This is a genomic window from Pseudomonas sp. 8O, assembly GCF_902506495.1.
In the GTDB taxonomy this organism is placed as follows: domain Bacteria; phylum Pseudomonadota; class Gammaproteobacteria; order Pseudomonadales; family Pseudomonadaceae; genus Aquipseudomonas; species Aquipseudomonas chaetocerotis.
Genome location: NZ_LR733267.1, coordinates 264,998 through 280,935 on the forward strand (window position 1 = coordinate 264,998; position 15,938 = coordinate 280,935).

A 15,938-nucleotide genomic window follows, 5' to 3' on the forward strand; every position below is an offset into this window, starting at 1 on the left:
GTGCAATGCCCGCCACCTGCTGCCTAACCTGCGCAGTAGCCCGGATGCAATCCGGGAGCATGGTGCCGACCATCCCCGGATTCCATCCGGGCTACGAACAGGTGCGTTACCCGCCCAGCTCTTCCAGCCGCTTCTGCAGAAACTGCCGATCAGGCCCCTGCTGCGCCAGCGCCAGGGCCTGGCGGTAGGCAACAATCGCCTGCTCACGGCGGCCCAGCCTACGCAGCAGGTCGGCCCGCGCCGCATGGGCCAGGTGGTAACCGTCCAACTCGCCGGTGGCGAGCAGACGGTCGATTTCCTCCAACCCTGCCTGCTCACCGTCACGCATGGCCAGCGCCACGGCGCGGTTGAGTTCGATCACCGGCGAAGGCTGCAGCCGCAGCAACTCGTCATACAGACCGACGATCTGCACCCAATCGGTTTGCTCCAGGCTGGCCGCCTCGGCATGCACCGCAGCAATCGCCGCCTGAAGGCTGTAAGGGCCGAAACGTCGCGAATGCAGCGCCTGCAACACCAGGGCCTCGCCTTCGGCGATCAGCTCGCGATTCCACAGGCCTCGATCCTGAGCCTCCAGCAGGATCACTTCACCATCGACGCCGCTGCGCGCAGGACGACGCGACTCGTGCAGCAGCATCAGCGCCAGCAACCCCTGTACTTCCGGCTCGGGCAGCAATTCCAAGAGCAAACGGCCCAGGCGAATCGCCTCGTCGGACAGCTGGCTGCGGGTCAGCGAATCACCGGAGCTGGCGAAGTAGCCTTCGTTGAACACCAGATAGACAACGCGCAACACCGCCTCCAGGCGCTCGGGCAGCTCGCTGCGTCCCGGCACCTCGTAAGGGATGCGCGCGTCGCGAATCTTCGCCTTGGCCCGCACGATGCGCTGGGCCAGGGTCGACGGGCTGGAGAGAAAGGCGCGGGCGATCTCCTCGGTGGTCAGGTCGCATACCTCGCGCAGGGTCAGTGCCACCTGGGCGTCACTGGCCAGCGCAGGGTGGCAACAGGTGAAGATCAGGCGCAGGCGGTCGTCTTCGAGCAGCTCGCCCCCCTCGGTGTCGCTCTCATCTGGCAGCTCGACCTGTTCATCCAACGGCTGGAAGCGACGCTGCCGACGCAGGTTGTCGATGGCCCTGAAGCGCCCGGCAGACACCAGCCAGGCACGCGGGTTGTCCGGCACTCCGCTCTGCGGCCATTGCTCGACCGCGCTGCGAAACGCCTCGTGCAGCGCCTCCTCGGCCAGGTCGAAGTCACCCAGCAGGCGGATCAGAGTAGCGAGCACGCGGCGCGACTCTTCGCGGTAAAGGCGCTCGAGCAGCTCGGTGACAGGTGGCGTTATCGACATGCGCTTCTCCTGAACGAACGCATACGTTGCCCAATACTGCCGGTGACGTCGAGTAGCGGCATGATCCGCCCCTCGATTTGGCACCCCTCGCATTGGCATCCGTTCGGTCGCTGGGCATAGTCGCGCCATTCCAATAACGACGGGAGTCTTGCTATGCGTTGGTTGCTGCTCGGTCTGGTGGGTGCTGCGGTATTTCTCTACGGCCGGATCACCGGCGATGCGCAGCTCAGCCTGCTGACCAAGGGCATCCCGGTGATTGCCCTGCTGCTCTGGCTGCGCCTGGCGCCGGTGGGCACTTACCGTCGCTGGATCGGCATCGGCCTGGTGTTCTCCCTGGCCGGCGACATCCTGCTGGACTGGCCGGGTGATCTGTTCGTGTTCGGCCTCGGCGCCTTCCTGCTCGGCCATCTGGCCTACCTGCGCGCCTACTGCTCCGACAGCCGGCAACCGGCTCTGCCCGCCCTGCTGCTGGCGCTGATCGCCGGAGGCGCAATGTTCGCCATACTGGCCAGCAGCGGCCTGGGCGAGCTGTTGATCCCGGTGGCCTGCTATGCCACGGCAATCAGCCTGATGCTCTGGCGTGCCCTGGCTCGTATCGGCCAGCCGCAGCTGCAGCCGCGCTCCACCTGGCTCGCCGCTGGCGGCGCGACACTCTTCGTGCTGTCCGACAGCCTGATCGGCATCGACCGCTTCGTCGCCAGCTTCGATGCCGCACCGTACGCCATCATCCTCACCTACTGGCTCGGCCAGTGGGGCATCACTGCCTCGGCCTTTCAGCGCAGCAACAGCGCCTGACTGTTGCGCCACACTTGGCTAAAATACCGGCCTTTTCCGCTACCCGTTGCGACTGCCGTGAGCCAAGAACCTGATCGTCTATTCGCCCAGCCTCTGCCCGAGGTGCCCGATTTCGTCTTCAACGAGGACGTGGTGCGGGTGTTTCCCGACATGATCAAGCGCTCGGTGCCCGGCTACCCGACCATCGTCGAGAACATCGGCATGCTCGCCGGCCAGTTCGCTCAGCCGCAGACGACGCTGTATGACCTCGGCGCCTCACTTGGTGCCGTGACCCAGGCGCTGCGCCGCCACGTGCGCGTCGATGGCTGCAAGGTGATCGCGGTGGACAACTCCCCGGCCATGGTCGCGCGTTGCAGCGAATACCTGCATGCCCAGGACGCCATGTTCCAGGAGCTGCTGCCGGTGGAGGTGATCGAGGCCGACATTCTTGCCCTCGACCTGCAGCCCACCTCATTGGTCACGCTCAACTTCACCCTGCAGTTCATCCCGCCGGAGCGGCGCCTGGAGCTGCTCACACGCATTCGCCAGGCACTGCTGCCCGGTGGCGCGCTGATCCTTTCGGAAAAGCTGCGTTTCGAGGATGCAGCCGAGCACGACCTGCTTACCGAACTGCACGTGGCTTTCAAGCGCGCCAACGGCTACAGCGAGCTGGAAATCGCGCAGAAGCGCAGCGCCATCGAAAAAGTGATGCTGCCCGACAGCCTCCAGCAGCACCGCGAGCGCCTGCTGGCCGCTGGCTTCAGCAAGGTGCTGCCCTGGTTCCAGTGCCTGAACTTCGCCTCGCTGGTGGCCCTGCCATGATGCGCGACCTGGACCTCGATGCCCTGCAGGCGCAACTGGCCGGCACCCCGCTGCAGGAATGGGCGGCCGACCTGCCCGGCCAGCTCGACGCCAAGCTGGCCATCGGTCATGGCGACCTGGCGCGCTGGTACGGCGCCGTACAGGCACTTCCAGACCTGCCAGTGAGCGAAGTGGAGCTGACTAAGCGCTTCGCCTTTGGCGGCGCCTGCAACGAGGCGAGCCGCTCGCAGCTTGATACCGCCCTGCGGGGGCTGATCCCCTGGCGCAAAGGCCCGTTCGAACTGTTCGGCGTACATGTCGACACCGAGTGGCGCTCGGACTGGAAATGGCGGCGCGTTGCCCCGCATCTTGATCTGGTCGGCAAACGCATCCTCGATGTTGGTTGCGGCAACGGCTACTACATGTGGCGCATGCTCGGTGCGGGTGCCGACAGCGTGGTCGGCATCGACCCCAACTGGCTGTTCCTCTGCCAGTTCCTGGCGATGAAGCGCTACCTGCCGGATCAACCGGTGTGGCATCTGCCGCTGGCCTTCGAGGAACTGCCAGCCAGGCTGCAGGGCTTCGACACGGTGTTCTCCATGGGTGTGCTGTACCACCGCCGCTCGCCCATCGATCACCTGCTCGACCTCAAGGATACCCTGGTCAAGGGCGGCGAGCTGGTGCTGGAAACCCTGGTGGTCGAAGGCGACGCCGAGCAGGTACTGGTGCCCGAGGATCGCTACGCGCAAATGCGCAACGTCTGGTTCCTGCCCTCGGTACCGGCGCTGGAGCGCTGGCTGCGCCGCGCCGGTTTCGAGGACGTGCGCTGCGTCGACGTCAGCACCACCTCGGTGGAGGAGCAACGCGCCACCGAGTGGATGCGCTTCCAGTCGCTGCCGGAGTTTCTCGATCCAGCCGACCACAGTCGCACCGTCGAAGGCCTGCCGGCGCCGACCCGCGCCGTGCTGATCGCACGCAAACCCTGAGGACAGTCGTTCTCGTAGGGCAGGTGAAACCCGCCTGACTGCAATTGGCGGGTTGCACCCGCCCTACGGCCGCAGCCAACGCGCCCGCCGCTGCGCGATCAGCCGCAGCGGCTCGCCTGCGCCCTGCTCCACCACGCCACGAGCACTGCCCAGACGAATCCGTCCCTCGATGTCCTGCGCCAGCAGGCGACGCATGCGCCGGCGCCAGAACCACGCCCCCACCCAGTCGACGATGGCGTTCTGCAGATCCAGCGGCCACATGGCCGGCATGTAGAACTCGGGCATGGCTGGGCGCGACTTGTCGTGCTTGCTCGAACTGTTCATGGCATTTCCTCCGTATCGCGGCCGGCTTCTTGCCGGGGTTGCGATCAGGATGAAACGCGCCTATCGTTCAATCAAACTACAAATATCAAACACTGAATTAATTAATATTTAACGATCATGAATGCGACAGCCCCCATCTCTCTACCGCTTCTGGAAAGCGACGTGCTGCGCACTTTCGTCGCCATCGCCGATAGCGGCAGCTTTACCCGTACCGCCGCACAGATATTTCGCAGCACGGCGGCCGTCAGCTTGCAGATCAAGCGCCTGGAGGAAGCCCTCGGCAAGCGCCTGTTCATCCGCGAGCCACGGCAGGTTCGCCTGACCGCCGAAGGCGAGCTGCTACTGGGCTATGCCAGGCGTCTGCTCAAGCTCAACGAGGAGGCGGTGGCGCGCTTTCTCACCCCCACACTGACCGGCCGCGTGCGCTTCGGCACACCAAACGATATCGGCGACCGTGTGCTACCAGGCGTACTCATGCTGTTCGCCCGCAGCCACCCGGGTGTGGAGGTCGAAGTCAACGTCGGGCGCAGCGTGGATCTGGTGGCGAAGCTGGATGCCGGCGAGCTGGATCTGACCCTGATCAACGCCGGCAACGACGGCCTGGATGACTCTCGCGGCGAAGTGATCTATTCCGAGGAACTGGTCTGGGCCGGACGCGATGGCGGCCTGGCCATACAGCGCTCGCCCCTGCCGCTGGCGCTGGCCAACCCGGGCTGCGCCTGGCGCAGAACTGCGATCGATGCGCTGGATCGCCAGGGTATGGCCTATCGCATCGCCTACTCCTGCGAGCAGTGCGCCGGCCAGGAAGCGGCGATGACCGCCGACCTGGCCATCGCGCCTTTCCCCCGCAGCCTGGTCAGGCCGCCGCTACGCCGACTCGGCGCAGAACAAGGCTTGCCCGCCCTTGGCGAGTACCACATCAAGCTGATTCTCGGCCATCAACGCAACGACGCCGTCGAGGCGCTCGCCAGGCAGATGGTTCAGGCTTTCAGCCAGGACTGAACGAACGAAGTGGGAGGCGCTTCAGCGGCGATAGACCATCGAAAGTCGCGGCTGAAGCCCCTCCCACAAAGTACGCTAGCCGCGGTAGGCAGCCGCGACGATCAGCGCTTTCATCTCGGCGACTGCCTGCTTGAAGCCGACGAACAGGGCATGAGCGACGATGGCGTGGCCGATGTTCAGTTCGTTGACGCCGGGAATCGCCGCCACGGCTTCGGCATTGTGGTAATGCAGGCCGTGGCCGGCGTTTACGATCAACCCGTGGTTCAGACCGCAGATGACGCCATCACGAATGCGCGACAGCTCATGCGCAGCTTCTTCCGCCGTATGGGCATCGGCGTAACGACCGGTGTGCAGTTCGATGACCGGCGCACCGACACGCATGGCCGCTTCGATCTGCCGCTCCTCGGCGTCGATGAACAACGACACCTCGCAGCCCGCCAGGGTCAGACGCTCGACCGCTGCGGCGATACGCGCTTCCTGCCCGGCCACGTCCAGACCACCTTCGGTGGTCAGCTCCTGACGGGTCTCCGGCACCAGACACACGTGCGACGGGCGAATCTGCTCGGCGAAACCGAGCATGAAATCGGTGACGCCCATTTCGAAGTTCATCCGCGTCTGCAGCACGTCGGCCAGCACGCGTACATCACGATCCTGGATGTGCCTGCGGTCTTCGCGCAGGTGCACGGTGATGCCGTCGGCACCGGCCTCTTCGGCGTCCAGCGCAGCCTTGACCGGGTCCGGGTAACGTGTACCGCGAGCCTGGCGCAGGGTGGCGACGTGGTCGATGTTCACGCCGAGCAGAATACGATTGGCCTCAGTCACGCTTGGACTCCTTGAGCGTCATGAAAAGTTCGCGGCTGACCAGTGGCCTGCCGCCAAGATGGGGTGCCAGCGCCTGACGCATCAGACGCTTGGCGGCGGCCAGCGCACCTGGCGTCTGCCAGTCGGCTTCGGCCATGGCCAGCAGTTCGCGGCCCTGGAACACACCGGGTTGCAGTTGTACCACCGGCACCAGACCGATGTCCTGCTGCCAGCGGTAAAGTGCCGTGGGATCGATGGGTTGGTCGTGCTGGTCACGATCTAGAGCGAAACCATAGCCCAGCTCGTCCAGCAGGCGCCATTCGAACGCACGCAGCAGCGGTTCCAGGGCCCTGCCGGCAGCCAGTGCCTGCAAGGTCAGACCATAGTGTTCGAGCATCACGGGGTGCGGATCTTCGGCCGGCAGCAGGCGGATCAGCAGTTCGTTGAGATAGAGCCCTGAGAACAGCGCCTCGCCCGTCAACAGCAGCGGAATACCGGCGCTTTCCAGGCGGCCGACAGTCTTCAGCTCGCCGCGCCCACGCAGTTCCAGCTCCAGCGGCGCAAAAGGCCGGGCAATGCTGCCGATCTTGCCGCGAGCGGCGCGCAGTACGGCACGCACGCGCCCCTGAGCGGTGAAGAAATCCACCAGGGCGCTGCTTTCCTTGTACGGACGGCTATGCAGAACGTAGGCGGCAGGAATCATGTGGGTAACCGCCAGAATGCGCCATGAGCAACGACAAGGATGCGCATGGCGCCCCGATCAATCCAGGTAACCCAGCGAGCGCAGGGCGCGCTCGTCGTCGGACCAACCACCTTTGACCTTGACCCAGAGGTTGAGCATCACCTTGGAGTCGAACATGGTTTCCATGTCCTTGCGCGCATCCTGGCCAATGCGTTTGATGCGCTCGCCCTTGTCGCCGATGATGATCTTCTTCTGTCCGTCACGCTCCACAAGGATCAGGCCGTGGATATGCAGGATACGGCCTTCCTGTTTGAACTCCTCGATCTCCACGGTGATCTGGTACGGCAGCTCGGCACCGAGCTGGCGCATGATCTTCTCGCGGATCAGCTCGGCAGCCAGGAAACGGCTGGAGCGGTCGGTGATCTGGTCTTCCGGGTAGAAATGCTCGGACTCCGGCAGGCGCTCGCCCACCAGCTTCTCCAGGGTATCGAGGTTCTGCCCCTGCAGCGCGGAGATCGGCACGATCTCGGCCTGCGGCAATTGCTCGGCCAGCCAGCCCAGGTGCGGCAGCAGTTCGCTCTTGTCTTCCAGGCGGTCGGATTTGTTCACCGCCAGCAGGATCGGGCATTTGACGTGCTGCACCTTCTCCAGCACCAGTTGGTCTTCGTCGGTCCAGCGCATGCGGTCGACCACGAACACCACCACATCGACGTCCTTCAGCGCGGTGGAGGCGCTGCGGTTCATGTAGCGGTTCAGCGCCTTGTCGTTTTGCTTGTGCAGGCCAGGCGTATCGACGTAGACAGCCTGAATCTCGCCCTCGGTCTTGATCCCGAGCATGTTGTGGCGGGTGGTCTGCGGTTTGCGCGAGGTGATCGCCAGCTTCTGCCCGAGGATGTGGTTGAGCAGCGTCGACTTGCCCACGTTGGGCCGGCCGACGATGGCGACGTAGCCGCAGCGGGTCATAGGTGTATCAGTCATTGCCATTCTCCACCCCGAGGGCGATCAGCGCCGCAGCCGCAGCGACCTGCTCGGCGATACGCCGGCTGCCGCCCTGGCCCAGGGTCTTTTCATTGAGCAGGGAAACCTGGCACTCGACCATGAAGGTACGGCAGTGCGGCTCGCCCTGTACGTCCACCACCTCGTAACGAGGCAGCTCGCAGGCACGCGATTGCAGGAACTCCTGCAGGCGTGTTTTCGGATCCTTGTTGGTGTCGACCAGGGTCAGGCCGTCCAGCTCGCCGGTCAGCCAGTCCAGCACGCGCTCGCGTGCTGCATCCATACCGGTGTCCAGATAGATGGCGCCAATCAGCGCCTCCAGGGCATCGGCCAGGATCGATTCGCGACGAAACCCGCCGCTTTTCAGCTCACCGGAGCCCAGGCGCAGGTATTCGCCCAGCTCGAAACCGCGGGCCAGCACGGCCAGCGTCTCGCCCTTGACCAGGCGTGCGCGCAGGCGCGATAGCTGGCCTTCGCGGGCCTGCGGGAAGCGCTCGAACAGCGCCTCACCGGCTACGAAATTGAGGATGGCATCACCGAGAAATTCCAGCCGCTCATTATTGCGGCCGGCGAAACTGCGATGGGTCAGGGCCAGGACCATCAGGTCCTGGTCCTTGAAGCTATAGCCGAGCTTGCGCTCGAGGCGGGACAGGTTTGGACTCACGGCATCCGTACACGAAATTCTTTGTCGAAATTCACCACCAGATCGAGGTTCTCGATCAGTGGCTCGCGTTTTTCATATTTGAGGTGGGCGCGGAATTCATTGTTCTCCTGCGTCACCTTGAGCACATCACGCAGATTCAGGTCACGAATGTTGTTGACCTGCATGCCCTTGCTCACATGGTTGTAAAACTCACCAACGGTGCGCACATCCGACGCCTTGTCGGTTTCCACCGAAGTGATGATCTTCTCCATGGACATGTAGTCCATGTAGTGCGGCAACATCTTGAACGCTGTGCTGGCGAAGAATGCCACCACGGCCAGAACCATCAGCCAACCCAGAATGGAAAGCCCCTGCTGCGAGCGCGCGAAAGTCATGTGTATCCCCAATGAACGATCTTGTTGGAAAGCCTGGCGGCTAGACTATTTATAGCCTGTGGCGCTGTATTGAACAGCGCGCCAGTGCTCAATGAATCAGGCCAACCCGAGAGAAATTGGGCAGATTGCTGGTCTTGGGCTCCGGCCAGCTCATCCAGATGGCGAAGGCCTTGCCGACGATATGATCGTCCGGGACCATGCCCCACAGCTCCTGAGGGATATGACGATCACGCCAGTAACGGCTGTCGTTGGAGTTGTCACGGTTGTCGCCCATCATGAAGTAATGCCCTTCAGGCACCACCCATTGGCCGCCAGGCTCGCGGCGCATGCGAGTCATTTCCTTGCGAATGGTGTGTTCGACCTGACCGAGGCGCTCCTGGTAGAGCATCGCACTGCCCAGGCTGCCCGCTTCTTCGCCGATCAGCTTCTCGGCCACCGGCTCACCATTGATCAACAAGCGCTTGCCCTGGGTGTACTCGATACGATCACCCGGAAGACCAACCACGCGCTTGATGTAGTTGATGCTCGGATCGCTGGGGTAGCGAAACACCATCACGTCACCGCGCTGCGGGTTATCCACCTCGATGATCTTCTCGTCGATCACCGGCAGGCGAATGCCGTAGGCGAACTTGTTGACCAGGATGAAATCGCCCACTTCCAGGGTCGGCTTCATCGACCCGGAAGGAATCTGGAACGGCTCGACCAGAAACGAGCGCAGCACCAGCACGATAGCCAGCACCGGGAAAAAGGATTTGCCGTACTCGACGAGCAAGGGCTCCTTGTTCAGGCGCTCCAGCACCCTGTCGTCGGGGTCGTCGACCCGCCCCTGGTACGCCGCAATCGCCGCACGGCGGCGCGGAGCCAGCAGGATCAGATCGATCAGGGCCAGGAAGCCGCAAACGGCAACCGCGATAACCAACAGGAGCGGGAAATTGATCGACATAGAGCCTTAGCTATCCAACCTGAGCACGGCAAGGAAGGCTTCTTGTGGAATTTCCACGTTGCCGACCTGCTTCATGCGTTTCTTACCGGCCTTCTGCTTCTCCAGCAGCTTTTTCTTACGGCTCACGTCGCCACCGTAACACTTGGCCAGTACGTTCTTTCTGAGCGCCTTGACAGTGGTCCGCGCGATGATCTGGCCGCCAATGGCCGCCTGGATCGCCACATCGAACATCTGCCGTGGAATCAGTTCCTTCATCTTCTCAGTCAACGCACGGCCCTTGTAGGCCGCGTTGTCGCGGTGCACGATCAATGCCAGGGCATCGACCTTGTCGCCATTGATCAGTACGTCCAGCTTGACCAGGTTGGCAGACTGGTAGCGATCGAAATGATAGTCCAGCGAAGCGTAACCGCGGCTGGTGGACTTGAGCTTGTCGAAGAAGTCCAACACCACTTCGTTCATCGGCATGTCATAGCGCACTTGCACCTGGCTGCCGAGGAACTGCATATCGCGTTGTACGCCGCGCTTTTCGATGCACAGGGTGATGACGTTACCCAGGTGCTCCTGCGGTACCAGGATGGTCGCGTTGACGATCGGCTCGCGGAAATCGGTGACGGCCGAGACATCCGGTAGCTTGGAGGGGTTGTCGACGACGATGGTTTCGCCGGTCTTGAGTTCCAGCTCGTAGATCACGCTTGGTGCGGTGGTAATCAGGTCCAGGTCGTACTCGCGCTCCAGGCGCTCCTGGATGATCTCCATGTGCAGCATGCCGAGGAAGCCGCAACGGAAGCCAAAACCCAGCGCATCGGAGCTTTCCGGCATGTATTGCAGCGAAGAGTCGTTCAACGTCAGCTTCTGCAGGGCGTCGCGGAAATCCTCGAAATCCTCGGAGCTGACCGGGAACAAGCCAGCATAGACCTGCGGCTGGATTTTCTTGAAGCCCGGCAGCACTTCGACCTCGGGGGTCGCGGACAGGGTCAGGGTGTCGCCCACCGGCGCACCGTGAATGTCCTTGATGCTGGCGATGATGAAACCTACTTCACCGGCCTTGAGGTCAGCGGTGGCGGTGTGCTTCGGGGTGAATACACCGACGCTGTCAACCAAGTGCACCTTGCCGGTGGACTTGACCAGAATCTTGTCGCCCTTCTTCACCCGGCCATGACGCACACGTACCAGCGAGACCACGCCCAGGTAGTTGTCGAACCAGGAGTCGATGATCAGCGCCTGCAGCGGTGCTTCGATATCACCAGTCGGAGCCGGAATCGTGTGCACCAGGCGCTCGAGCACCTCGTCCACACCCATGCCGCTCTTGGCGCTGCAGGCCACGGCGTCGGTGGCGTCGATGCCGATGATCTTCTCGATCTCGTCCTTGACGCGGTCCGGGTCGGCCTGCGGCAGGTCCATCTTGTTCAGTACCGGCATGACCTCGAGGCCCTGCTCGATAGCGGTGTAGCAGTTGGCAACGGACTGCGCCTCGACGCCCTGCCCGGCATCGACCACCAGCAGCGCACCTTCGCACGCCGCCAGCGAACGCGAGACTTCGTAGGTGAAGTCGACGTGACCGGGGGTATCGATGAAGTTCAGCTGATAGGTTTTGCCGTCCTGCGCCTTGTAGTGCAGCGTGACGCTGTGGGCCTTGATGGTGATGCCGCGCTCACGCTCCAGATCCATGGAGTCCAGGACCTGAGCCTCCATTTCACGCGCGGTGAGACCACCGCACATCTGGATGAAACGGTCAGCCAAGGTGGACTTGCCGTGGTCAATGTGGGCAATGATGGAAAAATTGCGGATATGACTCAGGTCACTCACAGATCAACACTCAAAGAAGGCACGGGCAAGACGCTTGCCGAAAATAGCCGCAGATTGTACCCGATCCCTCGCGACCGCGTCACGCCTGCACAGCGCTGGTGCAGATACGAAGAAGGGCGCCCGAAAGCGCCCTCCTCAACGTGCCTGGATTACTCGGCCAGCTTGAAGGTGATGAAGCTGGCACGCCCCTGACGAAGCACCCTCATCGACACCGAACGATTCTTCGGCAGCTCCTGCGCCACCTGGGCGAAGGCGCTGGTGGAGTCAGTGGCCTGATTGTTCAGGTGCGTGATCACGTCACCGGGCCGCAGACCAATCATGGCCGCAGGACCATTGAGCACTTCCTTGACCACAACCCCACCCTTGAGGTCGAGGCCTTTCTTCTGCTCGGCGGTCAGTTCCACTACCGTGACGCCCAGGCGGTTGTTGCTGCGCTCACCACCCTGCGCCGAACCGGACGACGCCAGTTCCTGGCCCTCCTCCGGCAACGTGCCGACGGTGACGTTGAGCTTCTTGCGCGAGCCATCACGCACGACATCCATCTCGGCTTTCTCACCCGGCTTCAGGCCGCCGACCAGGTGCGGCAGATCAGCCGACATGATGATCGGCTTGCCATTGAGGCTGAGGATCACGTCCCCCACCTGCAGGCCGCCCTTGTCCGCCGGACCATCTTCCAGCACCTGCGCGACCAGCGCGCCAGCCGGCTTGTCCAGACCGAAGGACTCGGCCAGATCCTTGTTCACTTCCTGAATCACCACACCGAGCCAACCGCGGGTCACCTTGCCATCAGCCTTGAGTTGGTCGGCCACCTGCATGGCCACTTCCATCGGGATGGCAAAGGACAGCCCCATGAAACCGCCGGAACGGGTGAATATCTGAGAGTTGATACCCACCACCTCACCCTGCAGGTTGAACAGCGGGCCGCCGGAGTTACCCGGGTTGATTGCCACATCGGTCTGAATGAACGGCACGTAGCTGTCGCTCGGCAGGTTACGCCCCTTGGCACTGACGATCCCCGCAGTCACCGAGTGATCGAAGCCAAACGGCGAACCGATAGCCAGCACCCACTCGCCAACCTTCAGGTCATCGGCCTTACCCAGGCGCACCACAGGCAGGTCCTTGCCCTCGACCTTGAGCAGCGCGACGTCGCTGCGCGGGTCGGCACCAATCAATTTGGCTTCCAGCTCGCTGCGATCGGACAGACGCACGATGATTTCGTCAGCGTCGGCAACAACATGATTATTGGTCATGATGTAGCCGTCCGGCGAGATGATGAAACCGGAACCCAGCGACTGCGCTTCGCGCTGGCGACCGCCCGGATTACGCGGAATCTGTGGGATGCTGCGCTCGAAGAACTCGCGGAACATCGGCGGCAGACCTTCCAGATCAGGCAAGCCCGGCTGCCCGGCAACTGCGCGCTCGGGCATCTTCTGGCGGGTACTGATATTGACCACCGCAGGCGAGGCTTCTTCTACCAAATCGGTGAAATCAGGCAGGCTGGCCTGAGCCAGCAGACTTTGCCCCCAGAGCAAGGCAACCGCCAACAACGGCGCAATGGACTTGAGTTTTCTCATCGAACTACGACTCCCCATGTAAAACTCGGACACTCTTAACCGGCCGCTGGCACAGTGACCAGCAACGTACGTAGGACAACGGGCTGCAATAAGGGGTTCTCGGCGACGCGAGCGGCGCGCCAACGAACTATCAGCCAACTGGCGAACAAGCCACTGAGGCCAGCCAGGATCACCAGAGGTTCGGAAAGACCCAGACCATCCGCCAGCAGCGCAGCGGCGAACAGCCCCAGGAGTGGAAGCAGATAAACCAGCAGAGAACTGCGCACCAGCAGATCCTCACGCACACCGATGATCACGCTATCGCCAATCGCCAGTTGCTTTTGACTGAGCGCACGCACATAGCCGCGCTGCCGGCCTACACCGAGACGTTCCATCAAGCCCTGACCACAGGCGGCATTGGCCGAACAACTGGAGCAGGTGCTCTTGCGCAGTGTCTCGACCCAGACAGCGCCGGGCTCGAGCGCCACTACACGCCCCTGCTCCTCGATCATTGGCTAGCCTGTTCAGGCACTCCGGCGCGCATGGACAGGGCGATGCGTTCGGCAGTTCCCAGAGGAATCTCACCGACCACGGTCACCATCACGTCACCTGCATCGGTACTCATCCGCCGCGAAACGGCGACGGTCGGGCCCAGCTGACTGCGCGCGTCCTCGACGGCGCGACCTTTCAGCGGTTCGAGAAAAACCGAGAATCGCGCCAGCCCATCGCCGTACATCAGGTAGGTGACGGAGTCATCGGCGGTGGGCTCGCGGCGCACCTGCGCAGTGGTCAGGGTAAAGCCCGGCGGCAACCAGTCGGATCGCCAGCTACCTTCGGCCATGCTGTCGGCAGCGCGGAAACGAACCGGCCTGCAGCTCGAACTCGGCTGCATGGCATTTTCAGTAGGTACCGACGTATCCAGCTGAGCGAACTGGAAACGCTCCAGAAGCTGGCCGCGCTCGTTCAACAACAAGGATTTCAACGGCAGACCGGTCTCACGATCCAGATGCAACTCGAAGCCGTAACGATGCTGGTCCTTGGGCGCCAACACCAGCACGACGGCCGGACGATTGGCGATGCGCGAATGACCAGCGACACGGATGTCATACCAACTGTTCAGTTGTTCGGCATCCAACTGCCGAGCAGGCCAGGCCTGACCCTCACTGACCTGGTCGGCCAACGAGCCACTGACGCACTGAGCCTGACCATCGACTTTCAGCACCTCCTGGGCAGGCCCATCGAGCTGCAGAAGGCGCTCGCGAACTTCGCCCCCCTCCTCTACCCGATGCCACACGGCATGAGTGGAAAAACTCCCATTGCGCTCATAGATGAACGTGCCCTGGAAGCTTTGCTGGCGCTCTGCCGCGGCGAGGCGCCCGAGCAAGTCTTGCACCTCGGTGGCCTGAACCGGCAACGCCAGCAGACCACCGAGAAGATAGAGGGGAATCGCGCGCATGTGACTCCTTAGCGCTTAGCGGTTTTCCAGACTTGCAGCACGAGCATAAGGCAGAGCGGTTTCACCGGTACCCATCACAGCTTCTTGCGCATGTTGACGCAAGTAGCTCGGCAAGCGCTGCTCATGCCAGCTGGCGGTACCCACCTCGGCAGGCTCACCGGTTTCCTCGCTGCTGTTGTAGCCAGCGAGCAGCGCAGGACCTTGCACCTGCGGCACCGAGAGTACCGGAGAAGCTTCCTGCTGGGCCAGTTGAGCGCCACTCAGGTCATCCTGATTGTAGAAGCGCACACCCGCCAGCACTGCAACGGTCACCGATGCTGCCACGGCTACACGCCCGACACTACGCCAGATCGGCGTCTTGCGTGCCGGGGCAGCTTCGTCGGCCAGCGCCGCGGAAACCGCAGATGCAATGTCCAGTTGCGGCACCAACAGCTCACGATGCATGGCTGCACGGGCGATCTGGTAACGCGACCAGGTGCCGCGCAGCTCGCCATTCTCGCTGGCTGTGAGCACACGCCGCAGTTCCAGTTCGTCCGCTTCGTTATCCATCACCGCGGACAGCGATTCCTGCAGGGTTTCACGACTCATGGTGTTCCTCTCTTGGCTGTCGCCGCTGCCTTAGGTTTCCTGCAACAGAGGCTGCAGGGACTTATCAATTGCCTCACGCGCACGGAAGATCCGCGAACGCACCGTACCTACCGGACACTGCATGACGCCGGCAATGTCCTCGTAACTCAAGCCTTCGAACTCACGCAGGGTCAAAGCCGTGCGCAGATCATCCGGCAACTGGGCGATGGTTCGATGCACGGTGGCTTCGATCTCGTCGCGCAGCAATGCCCGTTCCGGTGACTCGATGTCCTTGAGGCCGTGGTCGCCGTCATAGAACTCCGCGTCATCGCTACTGACATCACTATCCGGCGGCCGCCGACCGCGGGACACCAGATAATTCTTCGCCGTGTTGATGGCGATGCGGTACAGCCATGTATAGAACGCGCTGTCACCGCGAAAGTTTCCAAGCGCTCGGTAGGCTTTTACGAAAGCCTCCTGAGCGACATCCTGAGCCTCGTGGGTGTCGTGCACGAATCGCACGATCAGACCGAGGATCTTGTGCTGATACTTCAACACCAACAGATCGAAGGCACGCTTGTCACCACGCTGCACTCGCTCGACCAGCTGCTGATCATCTTCCTGGGTTAGCATGCACTCTCCTCGTAACGCTCGGAGGAGGTTTGCGCCCGTAAGCGAATCAGCTTGCCAAGATAGACTCGGGTCTTACGCAAAAGTTCTCCCCTCCAAGCAAGCTTCCCGCAGAGTTTTCTTCCCTCTGCCTGGAATGGCGCGAGCGAAACCTTTCCGCTCGCGCAAATAATCTTATCGCCGCTCATTTCCACATCCTCCGCTGACTTCAGATGCAGGCACGCGCAAGCGCTCTCCCTT

At 62.5% G+C, this 15,938-nt stretch carries 18 protein-coding genes; 4 read left to right on the forward strand and 14 right to left on the reverse strand.

The genetic code is table 11. From position 1 onward, the window contains the following. Positions 1-106: 106 nt before the first annotated feature. Positions 107-1,339 (reverse strand): RNA polymerase sigma factor, encoded by a 1,233-nt coding sequence (locus GV002_RS22410; RefSeq protein ID WP_160020479.1) that lies wholly within the window; start codon positions 1,337-1,339, stop codon positions 107-109. 153 nt (positions 1,340-1,492) lie between these two features. Here GV002_RS22410 and GV002_RS22415 point away from each other — a divergent pair, with 153 nt between their 5' ends. From GV002_RS22415 to cmoB, 3 genes are read left to right on the forward strand one after another with little or no spacing between them, the layout of a single operon-like run. Further along, a complete protein-coding gene (locus tag GV002_RS22415) occupies positions 1,493-2,134 on the forward strand; it encodes a lysoplasmalogenase (RefSeq protein ID WP_160020480.1) in 642 nt (213 codons plus the stop codon). A 57-nt stretch (positions 2,135-2,191) separates the two neighbouring features. Continuing rightward, positions 2,192-2,935: a carboxy-S-adenosyl-L-methionine synthase CmoA gene (gene cmoA / locus GV002_RS22420; RefSeq protein WP_160020481.1), complete on the forward strand. Its 744-nt coding sequence runs from the start codon at positions 2,192-2,194 to the stop codon at positions 2,933-2,935. Next, positions 2,932-3,900 carry a tRNA 5-methoxyuridine(34)/uridine 5-oxyacetic acid(34) synthase CmoB gene (gene cmoB / locus GV002_RS22425; RefSeq protein ID WP_160020482.1) on the forward strand — a complete coding sequence of 323 codons (969 nt, stop codon included), beginning with the start codon at positions 2,932-2,934 and terminating at the stop codon, positions 3,898-3,900. Before cmoA ends, cmoB begins: the two co-directional genes overlap by 4 nt. Positions 3,901-3,963: 63 nt before the next feature. Here the strand turns inward: cmoB and GV002_RS22430 are convergent, their stop codons facing one another. Continuing rightward, complete coding sequence (locus tag GV002_RS22430; protein ID WP_160020483.1) at positions 3,964-4,224, reverse strand: hypothetical protein; 261 nt, start codon at positions 4,222-4,224, stop codon at positions 3,964-3,966. 117 nt (positions 4,225-4,341) lie between these two features. Here GV002_RS22430 and GV002_RS22435 point away from each other — a divergent pair, with 117 nt between their 5' ends. Further along, complete coding sequence (locus tag GV002_RS22435) at positions 4,342-5,226, forward strand: LysR substrate-binding domain-containing protein (RefSeq protein WP_160020484.1); 885 nt, start codon at positions 4,342-4,344, stop codon at positions 5,224-5,226. Between the two features lie 75 nt (positions 5,227-5,301). On the opposite strand, the gene pdxJ is transcribed toward GV002_RS22435, so the two are convergent. The 12 genes from pdxJ to rpoE form a co-directional block, all read right to left on the reverse strand. Then, a complete protein-coding gene (pdxJ, locus tag GV002_RS22440; RefSeq protein ID WP_160020485.1) occupies positions 5,302-6,048 on the reverse strand; it encodes a pyridoxine 5'-phosphate synthase in 747 nt (248 codons plus the stop codon). After that, positions 6,041-6,730, reverse strand: coding sequence for a DNA repair protein RecO (gene recO / locus GV002_RS22445; RefSeq protein WP_160020486.1), 690 nt, complete (start codon positions 6,728-6,730; stop codon positions 6,041-6,043). Before recO ends, pdxJ begins: the two co-directional genes overlap by 8 nt. Positions 6,731-6,787: 57 nt before the next feature. Then, entirely contained in the window at positions 6,788-7,687 is a 900-nt protein-coding gene (gene era / locus GV002_RS22450) for a GTPase Era (RefSeq protein ID WP_160020487.1), read from the reverse strand. Next, positions 7,680-8,369, reverse strand: coding sequence for a ribonuclease III (rnc, locus tag GV002_RS22455; protein WP_160020488.1), 690 nt, complete (start codon positions 8,367-8,369; stop codon positions 7,680-7,682). Before rnc ends, era begins: the two co-directional genes overlap by 8 nt. Then, positions 8,366-8,743: a DUF4845 domain-containing protein gene (locus GV002_RS22460; RefSeq protein ID WP_093049217.1), complete on the reverse strand. Its 378-nt coding sequence runs from the start codon at positions 8,741-8,743 to the stop codon at positions 8,366-8,368. The genes rnc and GV002_RS22460 overlap by 4 nt, the downstream gene beginning before the upstream one ends. Before the next feature lie 88 nt (positions 8,744-8,831). Next, complete coding sequence (gene lepB, locus GV002_RS22465; protein ID WP_072422616.1) at positions 8,832-9,686, reverse strand: signal peptidase I; 855 nt, start codon at positions 9,684-9,686, stop codon at positions 8,832-8,834. Between the two features lie 6 nt (positions 9,687-9,692). Next, on the reverse strand, positions 9,693-11,492 hold the full coding sequence (gene lepA, locus GV002_RS22470) for a translation elongation factor 4 (RefSeq protein WP_160020489.1): 1,800 nt from the start codon (positions 11,490-11,492) through the stop codon (positions 9,693-9,695). Positions 11,493-11,641: 149 nt separating this feature from the next. Then, on the reverse strand, positions 11,642-13,066 hold the full coding sequence (locus tag GV002_RS22475) for a DegQ family serine endoprotease (protein WP_160020490.1): 1,425 nt from the start codon (positions 13,064-13,066) through the stop codon (positions 11,642-11,644). Positions 13,067-13,101: 35 nt separating this feature from the next. Next, complete coding sequence (locus GV002_RS22480) at positions 13,102-13,557, reverse strand: SoxR reducing system RseC family protein (protein WP_160020491.1); 456 nt, start codon at positions 13,555-13,557, stop codon at positions 13,102-13,104. After that, the gene (locus GV002_RS22485; protein WP_160020492.1) at positions 13,554-14,501 is read right to left on the reverse strand and encodes a MucB/RseB C-terminal domain-containing protein; all 948 of its coding nucleotides are present in this window, start codon (positions 14,499-14,501) and stop codon (positions 13,554-13,556) included. Before GV002_RS22485 ends, GV002_RS22480 begins: the two co-directional genes overlap by 4 nt. A 15-nt stretch (positions 14,502-14,516) precedes the next feature. Further along, the gene (locus GV002_RS22490) at positions 14,517-15,089 is read right to left on the reverse strand and encodes a sigma-E factor negative regulatory protein (protein ID WP_160020493.1); all 573 of its coding nucleotides are present in this window, start codon (positions 15,087-15,089) and stop codon (positions 14,517-14,519) included. Between the two features lie 30 nt (positions 15,090-15,119). Next, entirely contained in the window at positions 15,120-15,701 is a 582-nt protein-coding gene (gene rpoE / locus GV002_RS22495; RefSeq protein ID WP_017677768.1) for an RNA polymerase sigma factor RpoE, read from the reverse strand. Positions 15,702-15,938 lie beyond the last annotated feature (237 nt).